Source organism: Xanthomonas vasicola, assembly GCF_000772705.2.
Lineage (GTDB): Bacteria > Pseudomonadota > Gammaproteobacteria > Xanthomonadales > Xanthomonadaceae > Xanthomonas > Xanthomonas vasicola.
Genome location: NZ_JSBW02000032.1, coordinates 13,465 through 35,587 on the forward strand (window position 1 = coordinate 13,465; position 22,123 = coordinate 35,587).

Genomic DNA, 22,123 nt, shown 5'->3' on the forward strand with positions numbered 1-22,123 from the left:
CTCAATGCGCCAGCCGCAACGGCTGCGGCGGCACCTGCCCGCCGCGGCATTTGCGCACTTGCCAGGCATCGCGCTCAGGCAAAAATTCCAGCCGCAAGGCAGCCGGCGATGCATTCACCGCATGGCGGCGATCGCGCAGTGCGAAGGCGCAGCAGTTGCCGCTATCGGCGGCCACCTGCAACCGGCGCAGCGCACGCGCATCGCCGGTCTGCGGCCAGCCCAGCACCGCTGCGCAGGCGCCGCTGCGCAGGCATTGTTCGAACGCCCATAACGCTTCGCGCGGCTCGGCCTGCACCACTTCCAGATGCTCCAGCACCACCCCGCCCGCCTGCCACGCCGGCGCGTAAGGAATCAACGGCGGCGCCACCAGTACCACCCGGCTGCTGCTGGCGGTCATGCGTGCCAGCATCGGCAGCAACAAGGCGATCTCACCGATGCCATGCGCAGGTAACAGCAACTCGGTCAACGCACGTCGCGGCCAGCCGCCGTCGGGCAGCAATGCATCCAATGCGGCATGCCCGGTGGATTCGCCGCCATTGGCGGTGGCCGTGCCCTGGCCCGCACGCCAGACCGTGCGCGCAGCCAGCAGGGCGTCCAACGGCAGTGCCACCGCCGCATTGCCGTCCTGTCTGATGCGCGCCGGCTCCTGGCTCATCTCAGCCCTGCCGGATCAGGCCGCAGTACAGCCCTTCGATCGCGAAGTCGGCATCAGCTGCCACCACGATTGGCGCATGCGCGCGATTGCGCGGCAGCAGGCGGATACGCTCGGCGCCGCGTTCCAGGCGCTTGATGGTGATTTCGCCGTCCACCCGCGCCACCACGATCTGCCCATCGCGCGCCTCATTGCTGCGATGCACGCCCACCAGGTCGCCATCCAGAATGCCATCGTCGATCATCGAATCGCCCTGCACCTGCAGCAGATAATCCGGGCGCAGCGAAAACAGCGCGCGGTCCAGCCAGAGTTGACGCTCCAGGCCGATATCCGCACCGATCGGCAGGCCTGCTGCCACTCGCCCCAGCACCGGCAAATTCAACAGCGCATCGCGCCCAGCGCGACCGGGCATGCGGATACCGCGTTTCTGATTAGGCAGCAGCTCGATCAACCCGGCATCGGCCAGCGCCTGCACGTGCTTTTGCGCGGCATTGCGCGAGGCAAACCCGAAGGCCTGCGCGATCTCGGCCAGGCTGGGCGACACCCCTGCCTGGGCCTGCTCCTGCAGGAACACCAGTACGGCGGCACGTTGGGGGGACAGTGGTGGCATCGGGGCGCGGCAGCCGGTGGGGACAAGGTGTACATTTGTACACCCATCAGTCGCAGCAGGCGAGATTGGCTAGCTGAGCCGCTTCAGCACAGTGCTTGCGACTGGCCGAGGACAGAGTTATAACTTACGTACTAACGCAAGGTGCCGTCATGAAACTCAAGATCACTGCCATCGGCAACTCCGCCGGCGTCATCCTGCCCAAGGAACTGCTGGCCCGCCTGCGGCTTGGAAAAGGCGACGAACTCTATGCACTGGAAACGCCCGACGGCATCAAGCTGACCGCCTTCGACCCGACATTGGCGGCGCAGATGGATGTGGCTGAGCAGGTGATGCGCGACCGCCGCACCTTGCTCAACAAGCTGGCGCAGTAACCCACACGCATGATCATCTGGATCGAGCGGCCGCTTGCGTTAGCCATTCATGACCGCCAGCTGGCCGAGCATGGCGGTGGAAGCGGTGTGCGTGACGATACACTACTCGATTCGGCGCTTGCCAGACCCAAACAATTGTTGGCGTATGGCGAGCCACCGCCGGACCTGGCGGCCCTTGCAGCCAGCCTGGCGTATGGCCTGGCCCGCAATCATCCATTTGTCGATGGCAACAAGCGCACCGCAGCGGTCGCCTGCGAAACTTTCATCGTGCTCAATGGAGCCACCTTGCAGGCAGGTGACCTGGAACTCTACGGTTTTTATATCGGTCTGGCGGATGGCTCGCTCGATGAAGCCGCTTGTGCAGCTTGGCTACGCCCACGCTTGCAATCCCGGCACCAGCAACGCGTACATGAGTCAGCACCGAACTACGGCTGAGGTGAAAGACATGTCGCATCAGACGCGCTACACATGCCTGATGCACGGACGCCTTTTTGCTGGATTCTAGAAGCGGCTACAAAAACGGCTGCGCAGCGAACAGGCGTGCGAGGTCGGTACCCCAGACGGCGGGTACCACTCATCCTCCAACGACTCCGCTCCGTCCACGCGCACCTGAAAACTGCTCGCCACGTTTAGGTCGCCGCGCTAAGCGCCCTTGGCTTCGGCACGCTTCCGCGTCGCAGCCGCTTTCTTCGCTGCAGCCTTACGCAATGCCGGCCCCTTGGTCTCAGCCGCCTTCTTCGCCGCTGTTGAACGATCACTGGCCGTGCGCTTTTTTGCGGCGCTCGTGGTCTGCGTGGACAACGCCTGTTTACCCACTGTCTTCTTGGCGGTGGTGCCCTTGCTGGCAGTCTTCAAGGCTTTCTTGGCGCCGGCCGAGCGCGTGGGCGAGACCGGCTTTCTGGAAGTTGCAGCTGCGGTGTCTTGTGCGGCTTTCTTCTTGGTGGCCTTGGACGCGGAGCTGGACGGCGCAACATCCACACCATCGCGGCGCGCCTTGGACAAGCCGATCGCAATGGCCTGCTTGGTGCTTTTCACCCCATGCGCGCCTTCGCGTACCTGGTCGATTTCTTCTTTGACATATTCGCCGGCCTGGGTACTGGCCGACTTTCCTTCGCGCTTGTCCTCGGCGGCAGCGCGGCGCGTCTTGGTCTGTGGCATGGCACTTCTCAGGCTGTGGATGGCTCGATGTAACAAGCGTTGCGTCAATGCACAGTGGGCGCGATGCTCACCTGGCGTTGAAGCGTATGTGGCATCTCGCCAACACACGCTTGCACAGCGACTGATCGCATCAACTACATGCACAACCGCCCAGCGATCACTACGCCTCGCCGGCCGGTAACGGTTCGCCTTGCGCATCGTAAGCGGGCGGGTGATAGAAATTGACCGTCTTCAACGGTGCCTGGCCGGTATTACGTATCTCGTGCGTTTCGCCGCGCTCGATCACGATCAGGCTGCCGGCCTGTAGCGCATGCGTCTGCCCCTCGACGACCGCCACGCCAGTGCCGTCGACCACGTACAACCATTGATCGGCACCACGGTGGCGATTGTCGGGCCCGCCTTCGCCCTCGCCCGGCGCAATCACCATCTCGGCGGCCTGCACCTGGCGCACCGAAAAAAGCACCTTGAACGCGTCGGTCAATGGCAGTTGTGCAATCTGCATATGGCACTCCTCAGGGATGAGGCGATGTTGAGCCGACGCACGTCAACGCGCTGGCAACACTGCTTAGCCGTTACGGTAATACCAAGCCCAGATGTGCTCGGGCAGATGCGCCTGCACGGGAAAATCCAATGCGCAGTAGCCATCGAGTACATCGCGCAGCGCACGTTGTGCCGGCGTGGGGCCGATCAGGCCATCGCGTTCGTCCGCGCTCAACTGCACTGCGGCCCAGTCGTACAGTCGATCGATGCGCTGCGCCATGGCTGCCTGCAGCCAATCGCGTAGTACGAACACGCGATAACCGCCCTGCTGCAATCCAGCTATGGCACCTTCCAATGCATCGCCCGCGCCCCGAAACCATTCGGTATGCCCACCGGCTACTGCACGGATTGCCATCGGTGCCGGTGCGTTGTGCGCAAGCAGCGGGCGCCGCAGTTGCAGCTCTAGATCGCGTGCATCGCGCTCGCGCTCGGTCTCCACCAACAATCCGCGTTCCAGATCGAAAAAATCGAACCAGCGCGGATGCAGGCTACCGATACGCCCCAACGGATCGCGCGAAAAACCGATCTTGCAATGGTCTTCCCACTGGCAAGGGAACACATAGGTGAAGCAGCGCCCGTCGATGGCCACTGGTGTACTGCTGCGTCCGCGAACGCTCATCGGCGACCTGCACGCGCGCGTGTCACCTGCGCAACATGCGCATCCTCTGGTGCAGATTCCCAACCGAACACGCTGCGCCCGCCATAGCGATGCGAATCGCGACGTTCCTGCGCGATGTAGTCTTCTACGGTCGGCCCGTGTGCAGTGGCTTCAAGGCGACGCGCCTGTGCGTCCAGCCGTGCGATCGCCTGCAAGCGTTCGTCGTTGCCCAGCTTAGCCTGCTGCATCGCCTGCTTGAGCACGCCGATGGTGTGATCGAGCACGCGTGTCGGCACCGGGAACGGTTGCCGGTCCTTGCCACCATGCGCAAGCGAAAAACGCGCCGGGTCGCTGAAACGGCATGGCGTGCCATGCACCACTTCGGCCACCATAGCCAGCGAGCGCAAGGTGCGCGCACCCACGCCTGGGACTTGCAGCAACGCGGTGAAATCGCGAGGGCCCGCTTCGGCGGCGGCGGCCAGGCTGGCGTGCAGCCTGCGTGTGATCACGTTCTCGCTGCGCACATCATGATGGTCGGGCATGGACAGATGCGGTTGCTGCGCCGGGTCCCAGGCGTGCCCGGCGAACAGATCGCCAGTGACCGGGCCTTGCACAGCAGTCGCTGCCGCAGGCGCTTCTACACCCGCAATGCGTTGCCAGTGGCGTGCCAGCTGATCCGGCGCCGTGCTATGCAGCAGCTCAACCTGCGCATCGCGCGAGGCAGCTGCGCGATGGTCGGCAAGATTGACGATGTTGCCCTGATGCGCGCCATCGATGGCGGCATGCGGCGCATCTACAAAACTGCTAAGGCCTTCGGAGAGCCAGTGATATCGGCGCGCCTGCTTGCGCTGCCCATGCATTCCTTGCTGCACCACCACCCAGCGGCCGTCGTCGCTGACGATAAAACCGTGCAGATACAGATCGAACCCGTCCTGTACTGCGGCACTGTCCACCTTGGCGACCAGTCGGCTGGCCTGCGCCAACGCGGCGCCATCCAGCCCCACCGCATCGCCCACTGCCAGCAATTCCGCAGGCGTGGCGCGCGAATGCCGGCCACGCCCGCCACACACATGAATACCCAGCTCGCCGGACAACGGCGTCAACCCACGCTTGAGTGCGCCGATCACGCTGGTGGTAATGCCCGACGAATGCCAGTCCATGCCCATCACCGCACCGAACGATTGGAACCAGAACGGGTGCGCAAGCCGCCGCAACAATTCATCGCGCCCATAGGTATGCACGATCGCCTCGCACATCACCGCGCCAAGCCGCGTCATCCGCTCACCCAACCAATGCGGAACGCGTCCACCATGCAGGGGAAGATCTGCACTGCCACCGCGCCGGCTCATTGCTGCCACCTTGTTTTCATCCCGCAAGGATAACGGCGCTGCGTCGCAGCAGCTGGGACGCAGACGCGTCAGTGCACATGTAAAGCTGACGAATTCAGCGCAGCAGTGACTGCATGCAAGCGACATGTACCGCGCGCATACCGATAATGCATGCAGGCGCGAGCGTGCAGCGATCGCAACACCGCTGCTGGATGCAGTAGCGCAGCGGTGTTGCGACAAAAATCACACGCGTGGTCACTTTGCGTTGACCACAACGCCTTCAAGGTGGTGGCCCTCCTCAGCCATCGCCACGGGGTTCGCATGACTGCCACACCCACCACTACCCAAAGCACGGCGCCGGCAACTGCCGCCACCAGTGCGCCGACCTATCCGGTCAACCTGCGCATCAACGCTCAACCTTATCAACTGCAACTCGAAGCCTGGGTGAGCCTGCTCGATTTGCTGCGCGACCGCCTCGACCTCACCGGCACCAAAAAAGGCTGCGACCATGGCCAATGCGGCGCCTGCACGGTGCTCGTCGATGGCCGCCGCATCAACAGTTGCCTGACCCTGGCCGTCATGCAGGACGGCGCCGACATCACCACCGTCGAAGGTCTGGCCGATGGCGATGAATTGCATCCGCTGCAACGCGCCTTCATTGCTAATGACGCATTCCAGTGCGGTTATTGCACGCCAGGGCAGCTGTGCTCAGCAGTGGGCTTGATCAACGAAGGCAAGGCACACGACCGCGATCAGGTGCGTGAGCTGATGAGCGGCAACATCTGCCGTTGCGGTGCATATCCGCAAATCACCGATGCGGTGATGGAAGTGATAGGCAAACCCAGCGATAGCAGCGAGAGCGCGGCCACACCGTGGACGCCAGGGACGGTGCCGGCATGATTCCGCTCACCTATACACGCCCGGATACCATCGATGCGGCACTCGGCGCCATTGCAGTGCGCAGCAGCGACACGCAACCGGTGCCATCCGAAGCGCCGGTGCGGCTGATCGCCGGCGGCACCAACCTCACCGACCTGATGAAACTGCAGCTGATGCGACCCAGCCGCCTGGTCGACATCAACCGGCTGCCACTGGACAGCATCAGCACCAACCCCGATGGCGGCCTGCGCCTGGGCGCGCTGGCGCGCAATGCCGACACCGCGTATCACCCGGAAGTGAAAGCACATTATCCGCTGTTGAGCGCAGCGATTCTGGCCGGCGCCTCGCCACAGATTCGCAACATGGCCAGCAATGGCGGCAATCTATTGCAGCGTACGCGTTGCATGTACTTCTACGACCACGCCACCCCATGCAATAAACGCGATCCTGGCACCGGCTGTTCGGCCATCGGCGGGCTAACCAAATACAACGCCATTCTCGGTACCAGCGCGCACTGCATTGCCACGCATCCATCGGATATGTGTGTGGCGTTGGCCGTGCTGGATGCGGTGGTGCATGTGCAAGGCGCCAATGGCGAGCGCGACATTCCGTTCGCGCAGTTCCATCGCCTACCCGGCGAGCACCCGGAACTGGACAGCACCTTGGCGCCGGAGGAGTTGATCGTGCATATCGATCTCCCCGACGCGCAGCGCTTCGTCGCACACAGCGCATATCTCAAGATCCGCGAGCGCCTTTCATACGCGTTTGCGCTGGTATCGGTGGCGGCCGCGTTGGATCTGGCTGAAGACGGCAGCATTCACGAAGTACGTGTTGCACTGGGCGGCGTGGCACACAAACCGTGGCGCAATGCGGATGCAGAAGCACACGTAGTCGGCCAGCCGGCCACCGCAGAAACCTTCGCCCGCCTGGCCGATGCGCTGCTGCAAGGCGCGCAGCCGCAGGGCGAAAACGCCTTCAAGCTGCCGCTGGCACGCCGCGCCATCGTGCGTGCATTGAGCGTTGCGCGCGAGGGCACCATCGACAATCGCGGGCGCACCAATGCGCTGGAGGAATCGCCATGAGCGCACCCAACACCGACCTGTTCGAGCATGATCTGAGCCCACCGGTTGCCGACAACGGCACCGGCTATCGCCCCACCGGCACCGGCGTCACCCGCATTGATGGACGCGCAAAAGTCACAGGACAAGCGCGCTATGCCGCAGAGTGGCCGGTATCGGATCTGGCCTATGGCGTGGTGGTCAACAGCAGCATTGCCAAGGGTGAGATCGTCGCATTTCATCTGGAGGCCGCACGCGCAGTGCCCGGCGTGCTGGAGATCGTCACCCACCAAAACCGCCCGCATATGCGTGGCATGGATCTGTTCTACAAGGACATGACGGCGCCGGCCGGGTCGCCCTTCCGTCCTTTGTACGACAACAAGATCTTGTACAGTGGCCAGCCCATTGCGCTGGTGGTTGCCGAGACTTTCGAAGCGGCGCGTCACGCCGCGCATCTGGTGGAAGTGGAGTTGCTGCAGGACCCACACGACACCAACCTGATGACCAATCTAGACCGTGCGCACACGCCCAAACCCTTGAAAGCCGGCTTTTCCCCACCGCCAAAAGACAAGGGCAAGCCGGACGCCGCATTCGATAATGCCGAGTGCCAGATACAGGCCGACTATTACAGCGGCGTGGAGCACCACAACCCGATGGAGTTGTTCGCTTCCACCGTCATCCGCGATGCCGACGGTCACTTCACCATTTACGACAAAACCCAGGGGTCGCAGAACAGCCGCTGGTACGTCTCGCACGTGTTCGGGCTGAGCAAGCGCAAGGTCACCGTGCGCAACCCGTATGTGGGCGGCGCATTCGGCTCCGGGCTGCGCCCGCAGTATCAGCTGCCGCTGGCAGTGATGGCGTCGATCCTGCTGGATCGCTCGGTCCGTGTGGTGCTGACACGGCAACAGATGTTCACCTTCGGCCACCGCCCGGAAACGCTGCAGCAGCTCAAGCTTGGCGCAGACCGCGATGGCACCTTGCGCTCCGTCTGGCATGAAGCCATTGCCGAAACTTCACGTATCGAAGACTACGTGGAAGTGGTGGTCAACTGGAGCGGCCAGTTGTACGCCTGCGACAACGTGCACCTGGGCTACACGTTGGTGAGCCTGGACCAATACAGCCCGATCGACATGCGTGCGCCAGGTGCTGCGCATGGTGTACACGCGCTGGAAGTGGCGATGGACGAGCTGTCCTATGAGGTCGGCATCGATCCGCTGGCGCTGCGCTTGAAGAACTATGCCGAGGTCAATCCAGCCGACGACAAGCCTTACTCCACCAAGGCGCTGCGCCAGTGTTATGAGCAAGGAGCCGAGCGCTTCGGCTGGGCGCAGCGCCCGCTGCAACCGCGCGCACGCAAAGAAGGTAGCGAGTGGGTGGGCTGGGGTATGGCCACCGGGCAGTGGGATGCGATGCAGATGTTCGCGCGCGCACATGCGGTACTGCATGCCGATGGGCGCCTGGTGGTCAGCAGCGCGGCCAGCGATATCGGCACCGGCACCTACACGGTGATGGCGATGATCGCTGCCGAAGCGCTAGGCCTGCCGTTGGAGCAAGTGACCTTTCAACTTGGCGATTCGACCTTGCCGGTTGCGCCAATCGAAGGTGGCTCCTCGCACGTCACCACGGTGGGCTCGGCAGTGGATGGCGCCTGCGGCAAGCTGCGTGGGCGGTTGTTGCGGCTGGCCCAAGCCCTGCCCGACTCGCGCTTTGCAAAAGCCAAAAACGACGATGTGGTGTTTGCCAACGGCAAACTTGCGTTACATGCCGATGCCGGCAGCGCCATTGCCTTGACCGAGCTGCTGCGCACTGCAGGGCTTGAGCAGATCGAAGACAAGTTCCTGCTGCTGCCCAACGTGCTCAATCAACGCAAGTACACCCGTGCCACGCACGGCGCCGTGTTTGTGGAGGTGCGGGTGGACGAAGAACTGGGCACGGTACGGGTCACGCGTGTGGTTAGTGCGATTGCGGCAGGGCGCATCCTCAACCCGATCACCGCGCGCAGCCAGATCGTCGGTGGCGTGGTCTGGGGCATTGGTCAGGCGCTGCACGAGCACACCCAATCCGATCACCGCTTCGGCCGCTTCATGAATCATGATCTGGCGCTGTATCACGTCTCCGCCAATGCCGACATCCACGACATCGATGTGATCTTTGCCGACGAAGACGATCGCATTGTCAGTCGCCTAGGCGCAAAGGGTGTGGGCGAAATTGGTCTGGTCGGCGTTTCTGCGGCCATCTGCAACGCCATCTTCCACGCCACCGGCAAGCGCATCCGCAGCACGCCAATGACCCCGGACAAGGTAATGGCAGAGTGACCTGTATTGCACGTTGCGTTTGCAGCGGATGTTCGGCGCTACCGCAGTCAAGTGATCCAGATAGTCGGGCCCAATGTTCGCTGCATTGGGCCCAATTTCATGTCTCAGCCAAACGAGTGCCCGTGAGCCGCACGTGCCATTTGTAACCAGTCACCTGATTAGCCGTGACCTTCAGCTGCTGCACCTGTGCGCTTTTCGTCAAGCCAGCCCGATGCAAGGCCGCGATGGCGTCTTGGCCGAAATAACGTTGACCGGCGCCCCGCGGCGGCGGCGCAGAGAGTTGAGATATTGGAAAACATCGGGAGAACGACGATTTTTGCAGGACTGCAAAACTGCATCATTTTCTTGCGGACTCTTCCAGAGAGTTGTTAGTGACTCTTAATAGTTCCGCCCCAGGTTCGGGTTGGACTGGACGAGCTGCCTGAGGGATTCCACCAGTTTTTCGACGTTATCTTTGTTTTCCTTGGCTTTAATGACAACCATCATATGCACTCTCTCGTTTTGCCAAATCGCCCTGAGAAAATTTCCAACTCTGGTGTTGATCACATTTTGCTCATTCTCCATCGATCTAGATGTTTGGGAATGCACTTTCACCATTTTCAAGGCGGCTTGCATAACGTCATCGCTGATCCCTGCATCCGATCCAGGACGCGTCACTGTGGGAGTCTTCAGGAAGAATACCGGGAACAATGGGCCGACTGAGTGCGATGGCAGATCAACATCAACTGGGGTGCCGGCCGTGGGCAGCCGAGGCGGCAATGTCGGACGGGTGATCCCCGGGTTACGTCGAAAGTAGTCTTCAACATGATCTTCGAGCCCTTTAATGGCCTGCTCCAGTTCGTCGCCACCTCCGATCGGCTCGCCATCAAGCATGAGTTTCCCTTGAGCGCGTTCCTGCAGCTGGTCCTGCAATACCCGGGCTTCTGTATACATGATGCTGTCCTCACCTTCGTGCGCCCTGAAAGTGTCGACAAGATCGTTGATTCTTGGCAGCAATTGCTTACTCACTCTTTCACGCAGCCTGCGCTCTACGAGGCTAAATGCATAGTCTGGCTCGACGCGCAAGCGAGGTCGTCCTGGCCTGGCAGTGAGCGCGGCGAGACGCGGGTCTTCATGTGCAGCCGAGCGCTGGTTGTTATCGCCAGGTCGTTCCGCATCGTTGTGAGCCGGAGGAGAAGTGGGAGATGTTAAAGCGCAGGAACATGTCACCAGTCGTTTCAACTTCTGCATTGCGACACCTCATTGCGTGAGCCATGGCAGGCCAATAAACCGCCAGATTCGACTTTTTTGCTCGAAAAACCGAAAACTCAATGCAGAAGACGGGATCCCAAAAGATGGGCAATGAAGAGCGGCTCAGGAAGGTCTGAACAATTCTGCACCTACTCATAAGTCAGAATTGTAGGCAACACGTTGATGCCTGAAGAACGAGTGCACCAATTCCCGTCGAGCTGCAATGTCGGACAACTGATAATGCACCGATCGGCCAGCTTTTCGCTAATGCGCAGCGTGCTGCGCATTCCCTGATCTACTGACTTATGAGTGAGCGTAGCCGGCCAGCGCATGCAGACTCATTGCTCATCGGCCAAGGTGATGTCATCGCCAGCAACGGCCGGTGGCGCGGCATCGTCAGCGGAGCGTGCGCTCAACATCGCCATCACGGCAGCCCGCGCCTCATCACCCATGACGCGTGCACGCGTCATGGCCTGGCGCGCAGCATGCGTCTGTGCATCAATGTCGCGTAAGGCGTCGGCTTCTTCAGCCAGCCTAGCGCGCAAGCCTTGCGCCAACGACGCCAGCGCACCGATCCGATCGCGTGTCTCTGCCGATTGCTGCTGGACCCTGCTCAGCTGCGTTTGCGCCTCTTCGAGTGCCCGCACCGCCTTATCTTTGCCCGCGGTGTCGTTCGCCGAGGCATCGGCGCTTGAGTCCTGCATTTGCAGTACCTGTAGCGTTTGGCGTCGGATGTCGACATCGCGCTCTACCTGTTCGAGCGACTGACGCTCCAGCTCAGACACGCGCTGCAGATCCTCCAGGCGCGGCAGCAGGTCGTCCAACCTGTCGTCCACGTCCTGCAGTTGCACCTCTTGCGCGTCATACGCCTCCATGGCACGACGCAGAAGGTAGTCAATCGCTGCAATCAGGGAGGACTCGCTTTGTGCAGCTTGCTGCAGGAATTCGAACGCATGCTGAGCTACCGCGATCTCCTCCATCGCGCTGGGTCCGGTCATCTGGCGACGTAGGTGACCGTACAACTGGTCGAGCGCGTGCTCGGTCTGTGTCACCGTCTCGCTACAGGCTTGCAGCGACGCAAGCGCTTGGCGCAAGCTCCAAGGCGCGACCGCCGCATCGGTGATGACCTCGCCGCCTGTTGGCGCAAGTCTGGCCAGCAGCCGGTCGATGCGTTCGTCCGCCTTGGCCTGCGCCATGCCCACTGTCTCCATCAACGCAGCGCAGTTGCGGCGCTGCGCGTCAACGCCAAGCGTTTGTTCTTCCAGGCGTGCCAATTCTCGCTTCAGCGCGCGTAGATGAGGAACGTCCGGCAGCGCGCCCGCCTGCAGATAACGTTCAAATGCCAAGTCGCGCGCCTCCTGCAACCCTGGGCGCTCGCCACGCGGAGAGACCGGGTCCGGTGGCGGCACCTGCGCCCGCTGGGGTTGCCCAAGCGCCTGCACGCCGGCCTGCTGCAGGCGGTCCAGTGGACGGCGCAGCGCACGCACACCGGCTTCGAGGACTTCCGCCCCTTCAATGCGGTCGTACAGCCCGTAACGGAACTGAATCTCCGCCTCGAACACCTGGTGCGAGGCGACCGCAGTCGAGGTCACATTGAGCAGCGGCAAGCCGATACGGGTAGTGACCGGATTTTCGTCAGTATTGTGCACGGCGATGGCCGCAAGCCGGTACAGATCCGGCGATTGCTGCGCAGCGATGAGAACGTCCTGCCACGACATCCCGTCGTTGGACGCCGGTAACCCCAGTGCCGCTGCTGCCTGTGCATGCTGCCTGGCGGCCAACGCGTCGTTGATCGCCACCATGGCCTGCGGCCGCATTTCAAACACAAAGCGGACCTGATTGACATGCGGGATATCCTTGAACCTACGCAATACATCACCCAGCCCGGGAATCTTGCGTCGTATCTCGGCAACGTCGCGCATTTTCTCGCCCAGCGCGTAGTGGCCGATGGCATGACTGACCACCGCGTCGAGCGATTCGCGTCCGAACATGTTGATTTCTACGCGGGCACCGGGAATGACACGTGCGCGCTGCTGGACAGCCGCAGCATCCTCCTGCCGCAGCTGATGCAGCATGTCGACCACTGCCGCGCGCTCGGCCGCCGTGCCGCCTTTCCATAGCGATGCCGCCGCGGCACTGGTCGCCTGCGCGGCGAGCGTCCTCTGTCGTGACAAGGCTGCCCCGCCGAGCGCCGCGCCAGCTTCGATGGCCAGTGCGCCAGGACCCTGGATACGTTCGAGCGCCTTGCGCAGCAGGACACTGCGCTCTTCCGGCGTGGCCGGATACTCCATCGCGCCCAATTCGTCGCTGCTTTGCGGAAAGACAGCCTTGAGCCGCGTACGCAACGTGTCCCATGCCTGCCGCGTCACCGGCTGCGCTGCACGCGTATCCAGGGTGCGTTTGTAGCTGGCAGTGCCCAATAACGGACCGGTACGCGTATCGTCCAGTATCGCGTTGGTTGGCAACTGCACGTCGCTAGACGCCACCCGCACGCCGGCCAGCTGCAGCGTGCCGGCGCCGGTGAGGGCATTGACCAGCCGTGTGAAATTGCGCCCTAAGACCGAGTTCAATGTGCCGCTTAAAGTGATACCTGCATTGACCTCGGCATTGATGCCGACGCGGCCCTGGAATTCCAGGCCGATGATGTCTTGCCAGGCATGGTCCAGGTGCAATTCCATCTGGCTCCATTGCACACCAAGTTGCCCCGTTATGCTGAACGGCAACGGCCCCGCAATCGCGCTGCGCGCGTTGCCGGTGGCTGCGCCCGGTGCGGTGGGCTGTCTCGGACCGAAAGAATGCCTGAGCGCCAGTGGCTGCGCAGTCAGGTTGATGTTGAGCGAGGCGTTGAGATTGGTTTCGAACAGATCCAGGCCGATCGCACCGTCATCCACGCCTGCGCGTAACAGGCTGGTGGTATCGCCGGCGTGCCGGTCGAACAACAGTCTGGCAAACTCGGGGATGGTGTCCGGCGACAGGATGACTGCCGCGCCCACGCCATGTTGATAGGTGCCGCCTACCCCGAGATTAGCCGCACCGCCCCAGGTTGCAGACACCGCTGGTTTCGCGTCGACATACACATACGCGCCGGTTCCTGGTCCGGGACGAAGATCGATGCCCAGGCCTGCGGTTGCCGACGCGGTGGCTTTTGCGTGGCGCACGAAGAAGGCAACCAGGCCCGCGTCGCCGTCCTTCGAATCGCCGATGCGCTCGACACCCAGCGCGTGGATGGCCTCCCCGCCCATACCAGCATTGATCGGATTGACGTGCGTCCATTGCACCGACCCAAGCGAGCCACGCAGTTCGGCCGAACGCACCCGATTTGAGAAAAAGGTGCTGCGATTGAACAGGTCCTGCAGCACATCGATCATGCGCGACGCCATTTCGTCCGGGGCGCTCCCCGGCGGCAGGCCAAGACTCTTGAGCAGTTGCAGCTGACGGGCGCTGCCGGGCGTAGTGACCTCAGCCCGAAAGGTCGACACCACATCATCGAATGCCTCCAGTTCGTGCCAGGACGACAACCCCAACTTGGCCAGCGCCTGCAGCCCAGACTTCCGCCTGGCGTCGGCTGCCTCCAGCGCCTGCGCGTCGGCGACGCTCAGCAGCGCATCGTACTCAACCAAGCCTGCAAGCAGGCAGGCGCTGCGCAGCGCATTCGGCACATCGGCTGCGTTGCCGGCTTGATCCTGTTGGGCCGGCAAGGCGACCTGGGCGGTCTTGAGTCGATGGACGACCTCGCGCAACTCGGCAAGCAGCGCATGCTCACTGTCGCTCAATGCCTGCGGATTTAGCGCTGCGCCACCGGCCAGCGCAGCGATGCAACGATCAAATGCGGGCAGCAGATCCTGGGCTTGCCGGGGCCTCACGCGCCTAGCCGCAGAATGTACTCGCCGCCAAAGTTCGGCGGCGCGATAGCTGGGATTCGAACTTGTCCGCTGGATGGAGGCACCGTCCGCCATCGAAAAATCGGCGGCCAGCGCGCCATCGCGGAATCCGATCTTGCGCAGATCGCGCAACAGCCCGGACAAGGCCGTTTCGCGCAACGCGACCAGTTGCGCATGCTGGTCGGGCGAAAGCCGATCAATCGGTTGGCGCGCAGACGCCGCGCCGGCAATGCGCACCTCCGCCAACACCGGCAACGTGTCGAACAGTTCCAGCGCAAGCGACTGGGCCTGCATCGCCTCCTGGCGGAAGCGGGCAAGCCGCTGCTGCTGCGGGGTGGATTGCTGGGCCACGCCGGTCCATCCGGCCAGCGTGCGCACAGCACCGCCGACCATGTCTGTCGCCACCTGCACGAGCGCGGTGGCCTGTGCGCGACCGCTCTCGACCAGAACCTGCGCATTCGAACTCCAGCGCAACGGATCGGTGGACGTGGTGCCCAGCAAGGTCGTGCTGATCGCTGCATCGTGGTCGGGCGTACTGATCCGACTTGCCTGCTGCTGGTTTATCTGGGCATTGGTGCCGGATTGGGTACCGGCAGCAGCGACTTCCTCGGGTGACGCAGACGCCGCAATGCGTGCCGGCAGGAGGGTGCCATCCTCAGCCGTCATCGCTGGCAACACGGTGTGCCAGCGCGCACCGAACTGCATCTGGAGTTGCCCGGTGCGCGTACTGCGCAGCCCGAGCGGTGGCGACAGCGTCTGTGGCAAGGTGATCTGCACCGCATCCCACTGACCGTGCTCGTCAAGCCGGTAGAGCTGTGCAGGCGCTTGGCGGGGGTGGTCCAACGCATACAGCACATCGTCCAACCCGACCGCAATGGCCAGCGGGCGTTGCAGCGGCGGTATGTTGCCACGGTTGCCTTCCGCATCCACTTTGAGCAACGTTCCCGAAGCCGTCATCACGACCGCGCTGCGATCTGCATGCACTGCCGCCTGGACGAGCTCTTCGTCGAAACGGGCGATTGGCTTATAGCGCACCCCCACCACATCCGGCACCACGACAAGTGGCCCACCGGAAGGCGTGGAGGGCACCGCACCGGCCGCCAGCCAGGTCGTCCGCCCGGGAAGCGTGATGTCGACCAGTTGCGGCGGCGCAGTCAGCAGCGCAAACACGGGGCGACGATCGAGGAACCCGCGCGGTCCGGTATGCAACGAGACAACACCGGTGAGTGGGGAGCCATCAGCAAGCGTCAACCGCTCCCACGGCTGGTCCGGCGCGGGCGAGTAGTGCAGCACCCCGTCCAGATGCCCCAGCCGGGCATGCCCATCCAGCACCACCGGCGACTGTATCGCCTCATCGGCGGGCGGCTGCAGCCCTTCGCTGCACATCAGCAGAAGCGGGTGATCAAGCATGAACGCCGGCTGGAATCTCGCCTGCCCTGCCGGCCGTTGCAGGGCGATGCGGTGCCCGGTGCTGTCTTCCAGCACAAGATGCGCACTGTTGTCGGTGGCCAGCCCCATGGACGTGACCGCCCATCCCTGTGCGCGCTCCATCTGATCCGGCAGGGTCAGGCGCCGTGCAGCGATCGGCCCGGTGCCGTGCAGATCTGCCTCATACACGCGCCCCTTGTCATCGAGCATCAGCGCGATGCCTACATCAGGATGCGCCAGCGGCAGCACATCGACCGGCACCGCAGGCGTTGATTCGAAGGCTGGGCCGCCGGCCACCGGACGCAACAACTCCACCACCCGGCCGGGCGTGTGCTCATCGCAATACCGGAGCACGCCATCATGCAGCATGCATGGTCTGCCACCGGCATCGAAACGAAGCACGGCGCCGTCCGGAAGATCGCCCACGCTGACGGTTATCTGGTCACTGCCGGCTCGCCAGCAGTGCGCACCTGCCTGCAGATACACAGCGCCATCGGCCTGCAGGCCGAGCATGCGAATATCGGCAGCCGCATCGCACGCGGCAGGCAGCGGAACCGGTACCCAGCGCCCGCTCGCATCGGCTCGATGCAGCTGGTTGGCACGGTGAGTGAAACACTGACCATCGCTCGCTTGCCAGATACCGGTCAGTAGGCCAATGGGCGGCTCGGCAAGCTCGGCGGCGATCTTGTCGGCGGTCGGGGCCGTGCCGGTGCGGCGCTCGACATCCGGATGCACGGTCAACCCTGCGATCAGTAAACCTGGCGTGTTGGTGAAGAACGCCTCGTTGCGTGGCATCCGCGGATCCTTGGGATCGGCCGCATAGCGCAGCAGACGTCCGCCGCCGCCTAGCGGCGATTCGCTATGGACCGCAGGCCGACGCGCCAGACAAGCGTCGATCATGCGTGCGACATCGCTATCCGACGCAGATGCGCCGTCGAGCTGCACGCCGGCACGTGGGCCATGCTGCGACGCGAAACTGCGCAGGCGGACCGCGGTGGCCGAGGTACTGGACGCGCCTCGCCTTGCCGGCAAGCCGCCCAGCGCATGCGCCGCAGGCTCAGGGGAAGGAGCGCGCGGTGAGATTGTGGTGGGCACCGACGCGTCGGCCGAATCTGTTGCCGGCAGCGATCGAGACGCACTTGAAGAAGCGATGGAGTGTGATGTGGTCATCGAACGATCCAGAAGGTCGGGATGCTGGGCGCGACATCTTCAGGGTGGCGCCTTGCATCGGATGAGGCAGCAGGACGTGTGGCTCCAATCGGCCAGACCCATGAATGCCTGACATGGAGCGCCGCGTTGGAATGACAATCCATTGGGCGCTATCGGCAGCACTCAACGGGGCACAGGAACGCCAAGGCACGCAATCGGCGCACTGACGGATGAGCAGCTCAGGCTAAACGTCAGGTCTGACGGACGCGCGCGCTCACACGTGCGTCGACAGACCTATGGCGCGCATGAAAATCCATGGAGTGCGGGGATTGAATACAATCGCCGCCGCCCTGAGCGTGACGCTGTTGCAATGCCGTCATTAAGCGCATTTCTTAGTTCCTCCGAGCAGAGATGGCAGGTTGGCGCGCGTCGGCCCTTCAACGCGCCGCAACTCCATGAACAACGTTAAGTGGAACTGCGCTGCGTGCAGAACTTCGGATGCGAAACGCTGCGCGAGATGGCGAAACATGGCATCGTTTGAGTTCGACCTTGTCCGTAAGCTGTGATCAGCATCGCCTAAACGATCAGCGCTGCAAGAAATGCGGCGGTCCGGCTCTTGCCATGTTGCGCCACCTGCGCTGGCGCGCCTGAAACAACCACACGACCGCCGGCGCCACCTGCGCCCGGCCCCATATCCAGCACCCAATCGCTGCTGGCGGCCACACGCATATCGTGTTCGACCACGATCACGGTATTGCCTGCGTCGACCAGCCCTTGCAGCTGGGTCATCAAGGTGTCCACATCGGCCGGATGCAGGCCGGTGGTCGGTTCGTCCAGCACGTAGACGGTGTCACGCCGCTGTGCGCGTTGCAGCTCGGTGGCAAGCTTGATGCGTTGCGCTTCACCACCGGACAGTTCGGTGGCCGGCTGCCCAAGGCGCAGATAGCCCAGCCCCACTTCGCGTAACACCTGCAGCGGACGCAGCACGCTGGCCTCGTCGGCGAAGAACGCGGCCGCTTGCTCTACCGTCATTTCCAGCACCTGCGCGATGTTTTTGCCGCGTAATTCGATCTCCAGCGTCTTGGCGTTATAGCGCGCGCTGTGGCAGGTGGGGCACGGCGCGTAGACGCTGGGCATGAACAGCAATTCCACATACACCGAGCCTTCGCCTTCGCAGGTGGCGCAGCGGCCCTTGGCCACGTTGAAGGAGAATTGCCCCGGGTCGTAGCGACGCCGGCGGGCGGCGGGCGTGGCGGCAAACAACTTGCGCACCGGGTCGAACAAGCCGGTGTACGTAGCCAGATTGGAGCGCGGCGTGCGGCCAATGGGTTTTTGATCCACACGCACCAGCCGGCGCACCTGATCCAACCCGGCAACAATCGCGCCACCCAACGGCACCGGCGTGCCGCGCTCAAGCGGATCCAGTGCTTCGTCTTCTTCTGCCTGCGCTTGCCCCAGATGGGCAGCTAGCAGTTCCACCAGTGCCTGGCTCACCAACGACGATTTGCCGGAACCGGACACACCAGTGACGGTAGTGAACACGCCCAGCGGCAGATCCACATCCAGCGCGCGCACGTTGTTGCGGGTGATGGCGCGCAGCTGCAGCCAACCGCTCGCTGGGCGCGCATGGCTGTGCACCCGCGGCGGCGTGCCGAACAGATAGCGTCGCGTGGAAGAAGCCTGCACCTGCTCCAGCCCCGCAGGCGGGCCGCTATACAGCACCTGCCCGCCATGCACGCCGGCCGCTGGGCCCACATCCACAATCCAGTCTGCGTGGCGGATGACGTCCACCTCGTGTTCGACCACGAAGACCGAATTGCCGGCTGCCTTGAGTTGATCCAATGCGCCCAGCAGCGCCTGTGCATCGGCGGGATGCAACCCTGCCGATGGTTCGTCCATCACGTACACCACGCCAAACAATTGCGAGCGGATCTGCGTGGCAAGCCGCAACCGTTGCAACTCGCCCGGCGACAAGGTGGGCGTGCTGCGCTCCAGGCTGAGATAGCCCAGGCCCAGCGCCTGCACCACGGCGATACGCGCGCGCAGGTCCGCAGCGATGCGTTGCGCGGCAATCACTTGTTCCGGGTGTTCGGTCGCGCTCTTGCGCGTCCCTTTGGATGGTTTGGCGTCGGCCGCGGGGCGCAGCAACTCGGCCACTTCATCCAAGGGCCGCCGCGAGAGCTCGCCGATATCCAACCCGGCAAACGTCACCGACAAGGCCTCGCGACGCAGGCGCTTGCCATCGCATTGTGGGCATTGCGTGCTGAGCAGGTACTGTGCCACGCGCTTTTTCATCTGCGCGCTTTGGGTGGTGGCAAAGGTGTGGAGCACATAGCGCCGCGCACTGGTGAAGGTGCCCATGTAGCTGGGCTCTTCCTTGCGTTTGAGGGCGCGCTTGACCTCGGCCAGGCTGTAACCGGCGTACACCGGCACCACCGGTTGTTCGTCGGTGAACAAAATCCAGTCGCGGGTTTTCTTCGGCAACGTGTGCCATGGCACGTCCACATCGTGACCCAGCGTGGTGAGGATGTCGCGCTGGTTCTGCCCGTGCCAGGCACCCGGCCAAGCGGCAACTGCACGGTCGCGAATGCTCAGGCTGCTATCGAGCACCATGGTGGCTTCGGTGGCCTCGTAGATGCGCCCCAAACCGTGGCAGGTGGGGCATGCACCTGTGGGCGTGTTTGGCGAAAAACCATCGGCATAGATGATGTCCTGCCCCGGCGGATACTGGCCCGCACGCGAATACAGCATGCGCAACGAGTTGGAAATGGTGGTAACGCTGCCCACCGACGAGCGCGCACTTGGCGCGCCGTGCGCCTGCTGCAAGGCCACCGCCGGCGGCAGTCCATCGATGGAGTCCACTTCCGGCACGCCCACCTGGTCGATCAGGCGCCGCGCATACGGCGAGATCGAGTCCAGATACCGACGCTGTGCCTCGGCAAAGATGGTGCCGAACGCCAATGACGATTTGCCCGAGCCGGAAACGCCGGTGAACACCACCAACGCATCACGCGGGATATCCACGTCCACATTCTTAAGGTTGTGCTCGCGCGCGCCGCGCACACGTACCAGGCCAGTGGAAGAGGACGTTGCCTTTGACATGATTATCGAAACCAGAGATCGACAAGGCATCAGCCTAGCGCGCGTGGCATGCAGCCGGTGTCAGCGCATGTGATCGACCGCAGACAACGCCCTGGGGCGCCATGCGCTACAGATGGCTTGGCGTGGCCAACCAGACATGGCGAGTAGTCTCTGGATGGGCATGAACGGCACGGGGGAACCGCCGTGCACGCGTTTACATACCGATGCCCTCGCCTGCATGGAGGCGAGCGCAATCGTGTTGCTGACTGCTCTAGCCCAGCGCACGTGCAGGTGCCACTTGCGTGCCGGCATCCGCCAGTGCCTGCATGCGTGTCACCACGCTACTGAACAGCCGCGCGGTGGCGGCATCGCGCGTGCGAAAAATCTCTTCCAGCGCGGCGTAATACCACAGCGTCCCCGCGCGCCCGGCGGTGAACACGTTGAAGATGTCCTGACCGACGGCAGGGTTTTCCAGGTCCTGCACGATGCTGCGCGCGTTATAGAGCTTGTCGCAGCCGGACACCAGCAAGGCGCGCTCGGGCGTCTTGCGCAGATGCTCAAGATAGGCCCGCTTGCGCTCACGCCAGTCGCGTTTGCGTGCGCGGGCGCTGTTGTCCACGTCGGCCTTGTCTTCGGCGGTGGCATCGGTGCATGCCATCACGATGTCGGCCACCGCATCGCCAAATTGCGCACGGATCGACACTTCATGCCCGCCGCCGCAGTCTTCCACCACGTCGTGCAGCAGGCCGGCGATCGCCTGTTCTTCATCGCCGCCGCATTCCAGCACCAGCGTCGAGACTCCCAACACATGGCTCAGATACGGCACCTGCGTGCCTTTACGCAGCTGCCCGGCGTGGGCGATGCGCGCGTAGTCCACGGCCAGGGCGTAACGTTCGGTGAGTGCGGTCATGGGGCGTCCGATGCGGGCAATGCACGTAGTATCGCCTCACCCGACTGCCGGCGGGTGAGGACTTGCGATGAGCAGGTCAGGCTCAATCGCACGCAATCGCGGCCGATTGGTCTAGGCTGGACCCACGCCGCTCGAGTGCCCATGCCATGGCCATGCTTCCTGTTTGCAATGCCTGCCGCGACGGCCAGGATTTCCCTACCGCGATCACCATGGCCTTCCAGCCGATCGTGGACGTCTCTACCCGCAGCATTTACGCGGGCGAGGCGCTGGTGCGTGGCATCAACGGCGAGTCGGCCGGCAGCATTCTGGCCGCGGTGGATGACCGCAACCGCTACGCCTTCGACCAGGCCTGCCGCATCAAGGCGATCGAATGCGCTGCGCAGATCGCGCTACCGGCGCTACTGTCGATCAACTTCATGCCCAACGCGGTATATAACCCCGAGCACTGCCTGCGCGCCACCCTGTCGACTACCGAGCAATACGGCTGGCCGCTCAACGCGATCGTCTTCGAGGTCAGCGAGCAGGAACACCTCACCGACCCCGCCCATCTGCTCAGCATCCTGCGCACCTACCAGGCGCGCGGCATGAAAACCGCCATCGACGATTTCGGCGCCGGCTACGCCGGACTCGGCCTGCTGGCCGATTTCCAACCGGATCTGCTCAAGCTGGACCTCGCACTGATCCGTGGCATCGATACCGACCGAAGCCGCCAAGCCATCGTTCGCCACGTCACCCGCATGTGCGAAGAACTCGGCATCGCCGTCATTGCCGAAGGCATCGAATACCCAGACGAATACCGCACCCTGCGCGACATGGGTATCCATCTGCAGCAAGGTTATCTATTCGCCAGACCGCAGATCGGCGAGCTGCCGAAGGTGCATTGGCCGGAGTGAGCGCGCGCATGTGCGTGTGCATATGAACTACGCAAATTA

16 protein-coding genes are annotated in these 22,123 nt (G+C 63.2%); 6 read left to right on the forward strand and 10 right to left on the reverse strand.

The features are described from left to right. Position 1: 1 nt before the first annotated feature. Both imuA and lexA read right to left on the reverse strand, forming a co-directional pair. The gene (imuA, locus tag NX05_RS07510) at positions 2 to 655 is read right to left on the reverse strand and encodes a translesion DNA synthesis-associated protein ImuA (protein ID WP_039430813.1); all 654 of its coding nucleotides are present in this window, start codon (positions 653 to 655) and stop codon (positions 2 to 4) included. Between the two features lies 1 nt (position 656). Then, a complete protein-coding gene (gene lexA / locus NX05_RS07515; RefSeq protein WP_039430815.1) occupies positions 657 to 1,262 on the reverse strand; it encodes a transcriptional repressor LexA in 606 nt (201 codons plus the stop codon). Between the two features lie 149 nt (positions 1,263 to 1,411). Between lexA and NX05_RS07520 the strand changes: the two genes are divergently transcribed. Beyond that, positions 1,412 to 1,633 carry an AbrB/MazE/SpoVT family DNA-binding domain-containing protein gene (locus NX05_RS07520; protein WP_010363114.1) on the forward strand — a complete coding sequence of 74 codons (222 nt, stop codon included), beginning with the start codon at positions 1,412 to 1,414 and terminating at the stop codon, positions 1,631 to 1,633. Between the two features lie 9 nt (positions 1,634 to 1,642). Next, complete coding sequence (locus tag NX05_RS07525) at positions 1,643 to 2,068, forward strand: type II toxin-antitoxin system death-on-curing family toxin (protein ID WP_039430818.1); 426 nt, start codon at positions 1,643 to 1,645, stop codon at positions 2,066 to 2,068. A gap of 207 nt (positions 2,069 to 2,275) precedes the next feature. On the opposite strand, the gene NX05_RS07530 is transcribed toward NX05_RS07525, so the two are convergent. From NX05_RS07530 to NX05_RS07545, 4 genes are all read right to left on the reverse strand, one after another. Beyond that, on the reverse strand, positions 2,276 to 2,791 hold the full coding sequence (locus tag NX05_RS07530) for a DUF6496 domain-containing protein (protein ID WP_039430819.1): 516 nt from the start codon (positions 2,789 to 2,791) through the stop codon (positions 2,276 to 2,278). Between the two features lie 160 nt (positions 2,792 to 2,951). After that, complete coding sequence (locus tag NX05_RS07535; RefSeq protein ID WP_010375755.1) at positions 2,952 to 3,293, reverse strand: cupin domain-containing protein; 342 nt, start codon at positions 3,291 to 3,293, stop codon at positions 2,952 to 2,954. 63 nt (positions 3,294 to 3,356) lie between these two features. Beyond that, a complete protein-coding gene (locus NX05_RS07540; protein ID WP_039430822.1) occupies positions 3,357 to 3,950 on the reverse strand; it encodes a GIY-YIG nuclease family protein in 594 nt (197 codons plus the stop codon). After that, positions 3,947 to 5,278 (reverse strand): DUF763 domain-containing protein, encoded by a 1,332-nt coding sequence (locus NX05_RS07545; RefSeq protein WP_039430824.1) that lies wholly within the window; start codon positions 5,276 to 5,278, stop codon positions 3,947 to 3,949. The genes NX05_RS07540 and NX05_RS07545 overlap by 4 nt, the downstream gene beginning before the upstream one ends. 300 nt (positions 5,279 to 5,578) lie before the next feature. On the opposite strand from NX05_RS07545, the gene NX05_RS07550 reads away from it, so the two are divergent. Genes NX05_RS07550 through NX05_RS07560 form a run of 3 tightly spaced genes read left to right on the forward strand, consistent with a single transcriptional unit; the run spans position 5,579 to position 9,512 of the window. Then, positions 5,579 to 6,157, forward strand: coding sequence for a (2Fe-2S)-binding protein (locus NX05_RS07550; RefSeq protein ID WP_039430826.1), 579 nt, complete (start codon positions 5,579 to 5,581; stop codon positions 6,155 to 6,157). Then, positions 6,130 to 7,218 (forward strand): FAD binding domain-containing protein, encoded by a 1,089-nt coding sequence (locus tag NX05_RS07555; RefSeq protein ID WP_039430828.1) that lies wholly within the window; start codon positions 6,130 to 6,132, stop codon positions 7,216 to 7,218. The genes NX05_RS07550 and NX05_RS07555 overlap by 28 nt, the downstream gene beginning before the upstream one ends. Beyond that, positions 7,215 to 9,512 carry a xanthine dehydrogenase family protein molybdopterin-binding subunit gene (locus NX05_RS07560; RefSeq protein ID WP_039430830.1) on the forward strand — a complete coding sequence of 766 codons (2,298 nt, stop codon included), beginning with the start codon at positions 7,215 to 7,217 and terminating at the stop codon, positions 9,510 to 9,512. Before NX05_RS07555 ends, NX05_RS07560 begins: the two co-directional genes overlap by 4 nt. 378 nt (positions 9,513 to 9,890) lie before the next feature. On the opposite strand, the gene NX05_RS24835 is transcribed toward NX05_RS07560, so the two are convergent. The 4 genes from NX05_RS24835 to NX05_RS07585 all read right to left on the reverse strand — a co-directional run bounded on the left by NX05_RS24835 (position 9,891) and on the right by NX05_RS07585 (position 21,191). Next, a complete protein-coding gene (locus tag NX05_RS24835; protein ID WP_230597790.1) occupies positions 9,891 to 10,742 on the reverse strand; it encodes a hypothetical protein in 852 nt (283 codons plus the stop codon). 338 nt (positions 10,743 to 11,080) lie between these two features. Beyond that, entirely contained in the window at positions 11,081 to 17,083 is a 6,003-nt protein-coding gene (locus NX05_RS07575; protein ID WP_039430835.1) for a coiled-coil domain-containing protein, read from the reverse strand. Between the two features lie 693 nt (positions 17,084 to 17,776). Continuing rightward, positions 17,777 to 20,302, reverse strand: a complete 2,526-nt coding sequence (locus tag NX05_RS07580; RefSeq protein WP_039430837.1) for an excinuclease ABC subunit UvrA — start codon at positions 20,300 to 20,302, stop codon at positions 17,777 to 17,779. Positions 20,303 to 20,552: 250 nt separating this feature from the next. Beyond that, the gene (locus NX05_RS07585; RefSeq protein WP_039430839.1) at positions 20,553 to 21,191 is read right to left on the reverse strand and encodes an HD domain-containing protein; all 639 of its coding nucleotides are present in this window, start codon (positions 21,189 to 21,191) and stop codon (positions 20,553 to 20,555) included. A 146-nt stretch (positions 21,192 to 21,337) separates the two neighbouring features. Between NX05_RS07585 and NX05_RS07590 the strand changes: the two genes are divergently transcribed. Next, positions 21,338 to 22,084 (forward strand): EAL domain-containing protein, encoded by a 747-nt coding sequence (locus NX05_RS07590; protein WP_039430841.1) that lies wholly within the window; start codon positions 21,338 to 21,340, stop codon positions 22,082 to 22,084. The last annotated feature ends 39 nt before the right edge of the window (positions 22,085 to 22,123 follow it).

Coding starts and splice junctions, on each gene's coding strand:
- imuA (WP_039430813.1), bottom strand. CDS start 655: ATGAGCCAGGAGCCGGCGCGCATCAGACAGGACGGCAATGCGGCGGTG.
- lexA (WP_039430815.1), bottom strand. CDS start 1,262: ATGCCACCACTGTCCCCCCAACGTGCCGCCGTACTGGTGTTCCTGCAG.
- NX05_RS07520 (WP_010363114.1), top strand. CDS start 1,412: ATGAAACTCAAGATCACTGCCATCGGCAACTCCGCCGGCGTCATCCTG.
- NX05_RS07525 (WP_039430818.1), top strand. CDS start 1,643: ATGATCATCTGGATCGAGCGGCCGCTTGCGTTAGCCATTCATGACCGC.
- NX05_RS07530 (WP_039430819.1), bottom strand. CDS start 2,791: ATGCCACAGACCAAGACGCGCCGCGCTGCCGCCGAGGACAAGCGCGAA.
- NX05_RS07535 (WP_010375755.1), bottom strand. CDS start 3,293: ATGCAGATTGCACAACTGCCATTGACCGACGCGTTCAAGGTGCTTTTT.
- NX05_RS07540 (WP_039430822.1), bottom strand. CDS start 3,950: ATGAGCGTTCGCGGACGCAGCAGTACACCAGTGGCCATCGACGGGCGC.
- NX05_RS07545 (WP_039430824.1), bottom strand. CDS start 5,278: ATGAGCCGGCGCGGTGGCAGTGCAGATCTTCCCCTGCATGGTGGACGC.
- NX05_RS07550 (WP_039430826.1), top strand. CDS start 5,579: ATGACTGCCACACCCACCACTACCCAAAGCACGGCGCCGGCAACTGCC.
- NX05_RS07560 (WP_039430830.1), top strand. CDS start 7,215: ATGAGCGCACCCAACACCGACCTGTTCGAGCATGATCTGAGCCCACCG.
- NX05_RS24835 (WP_230597790.1), bottom strand. CDS start 10,742: ATGCAGAAGTTGAAACGACTGGTGACATGTTCCTGCGCTTTAACATCT.
- NX05_RS07580 (WP_039430837.1), bottom strand. CDS start 20,302: ATGTCAAAGGCAACGTCCTCTTCCACTGGCCTGGTACGTGTGCGCGGC.
- NX05_RS07585 (WP_039430839.1), bottom strand. CDS start 21,191: ATGACCGCACTCACCGAACGTTACGCCCTGGCCGTGGACTACGCGCGC.
- NX05_RS07590 (WP_039430841.1), top strand. CDS start 21,338: ATGGCCATGCTTCCTGTTTGCAATGCCTGCCGCGACGGCCAGGATTTC.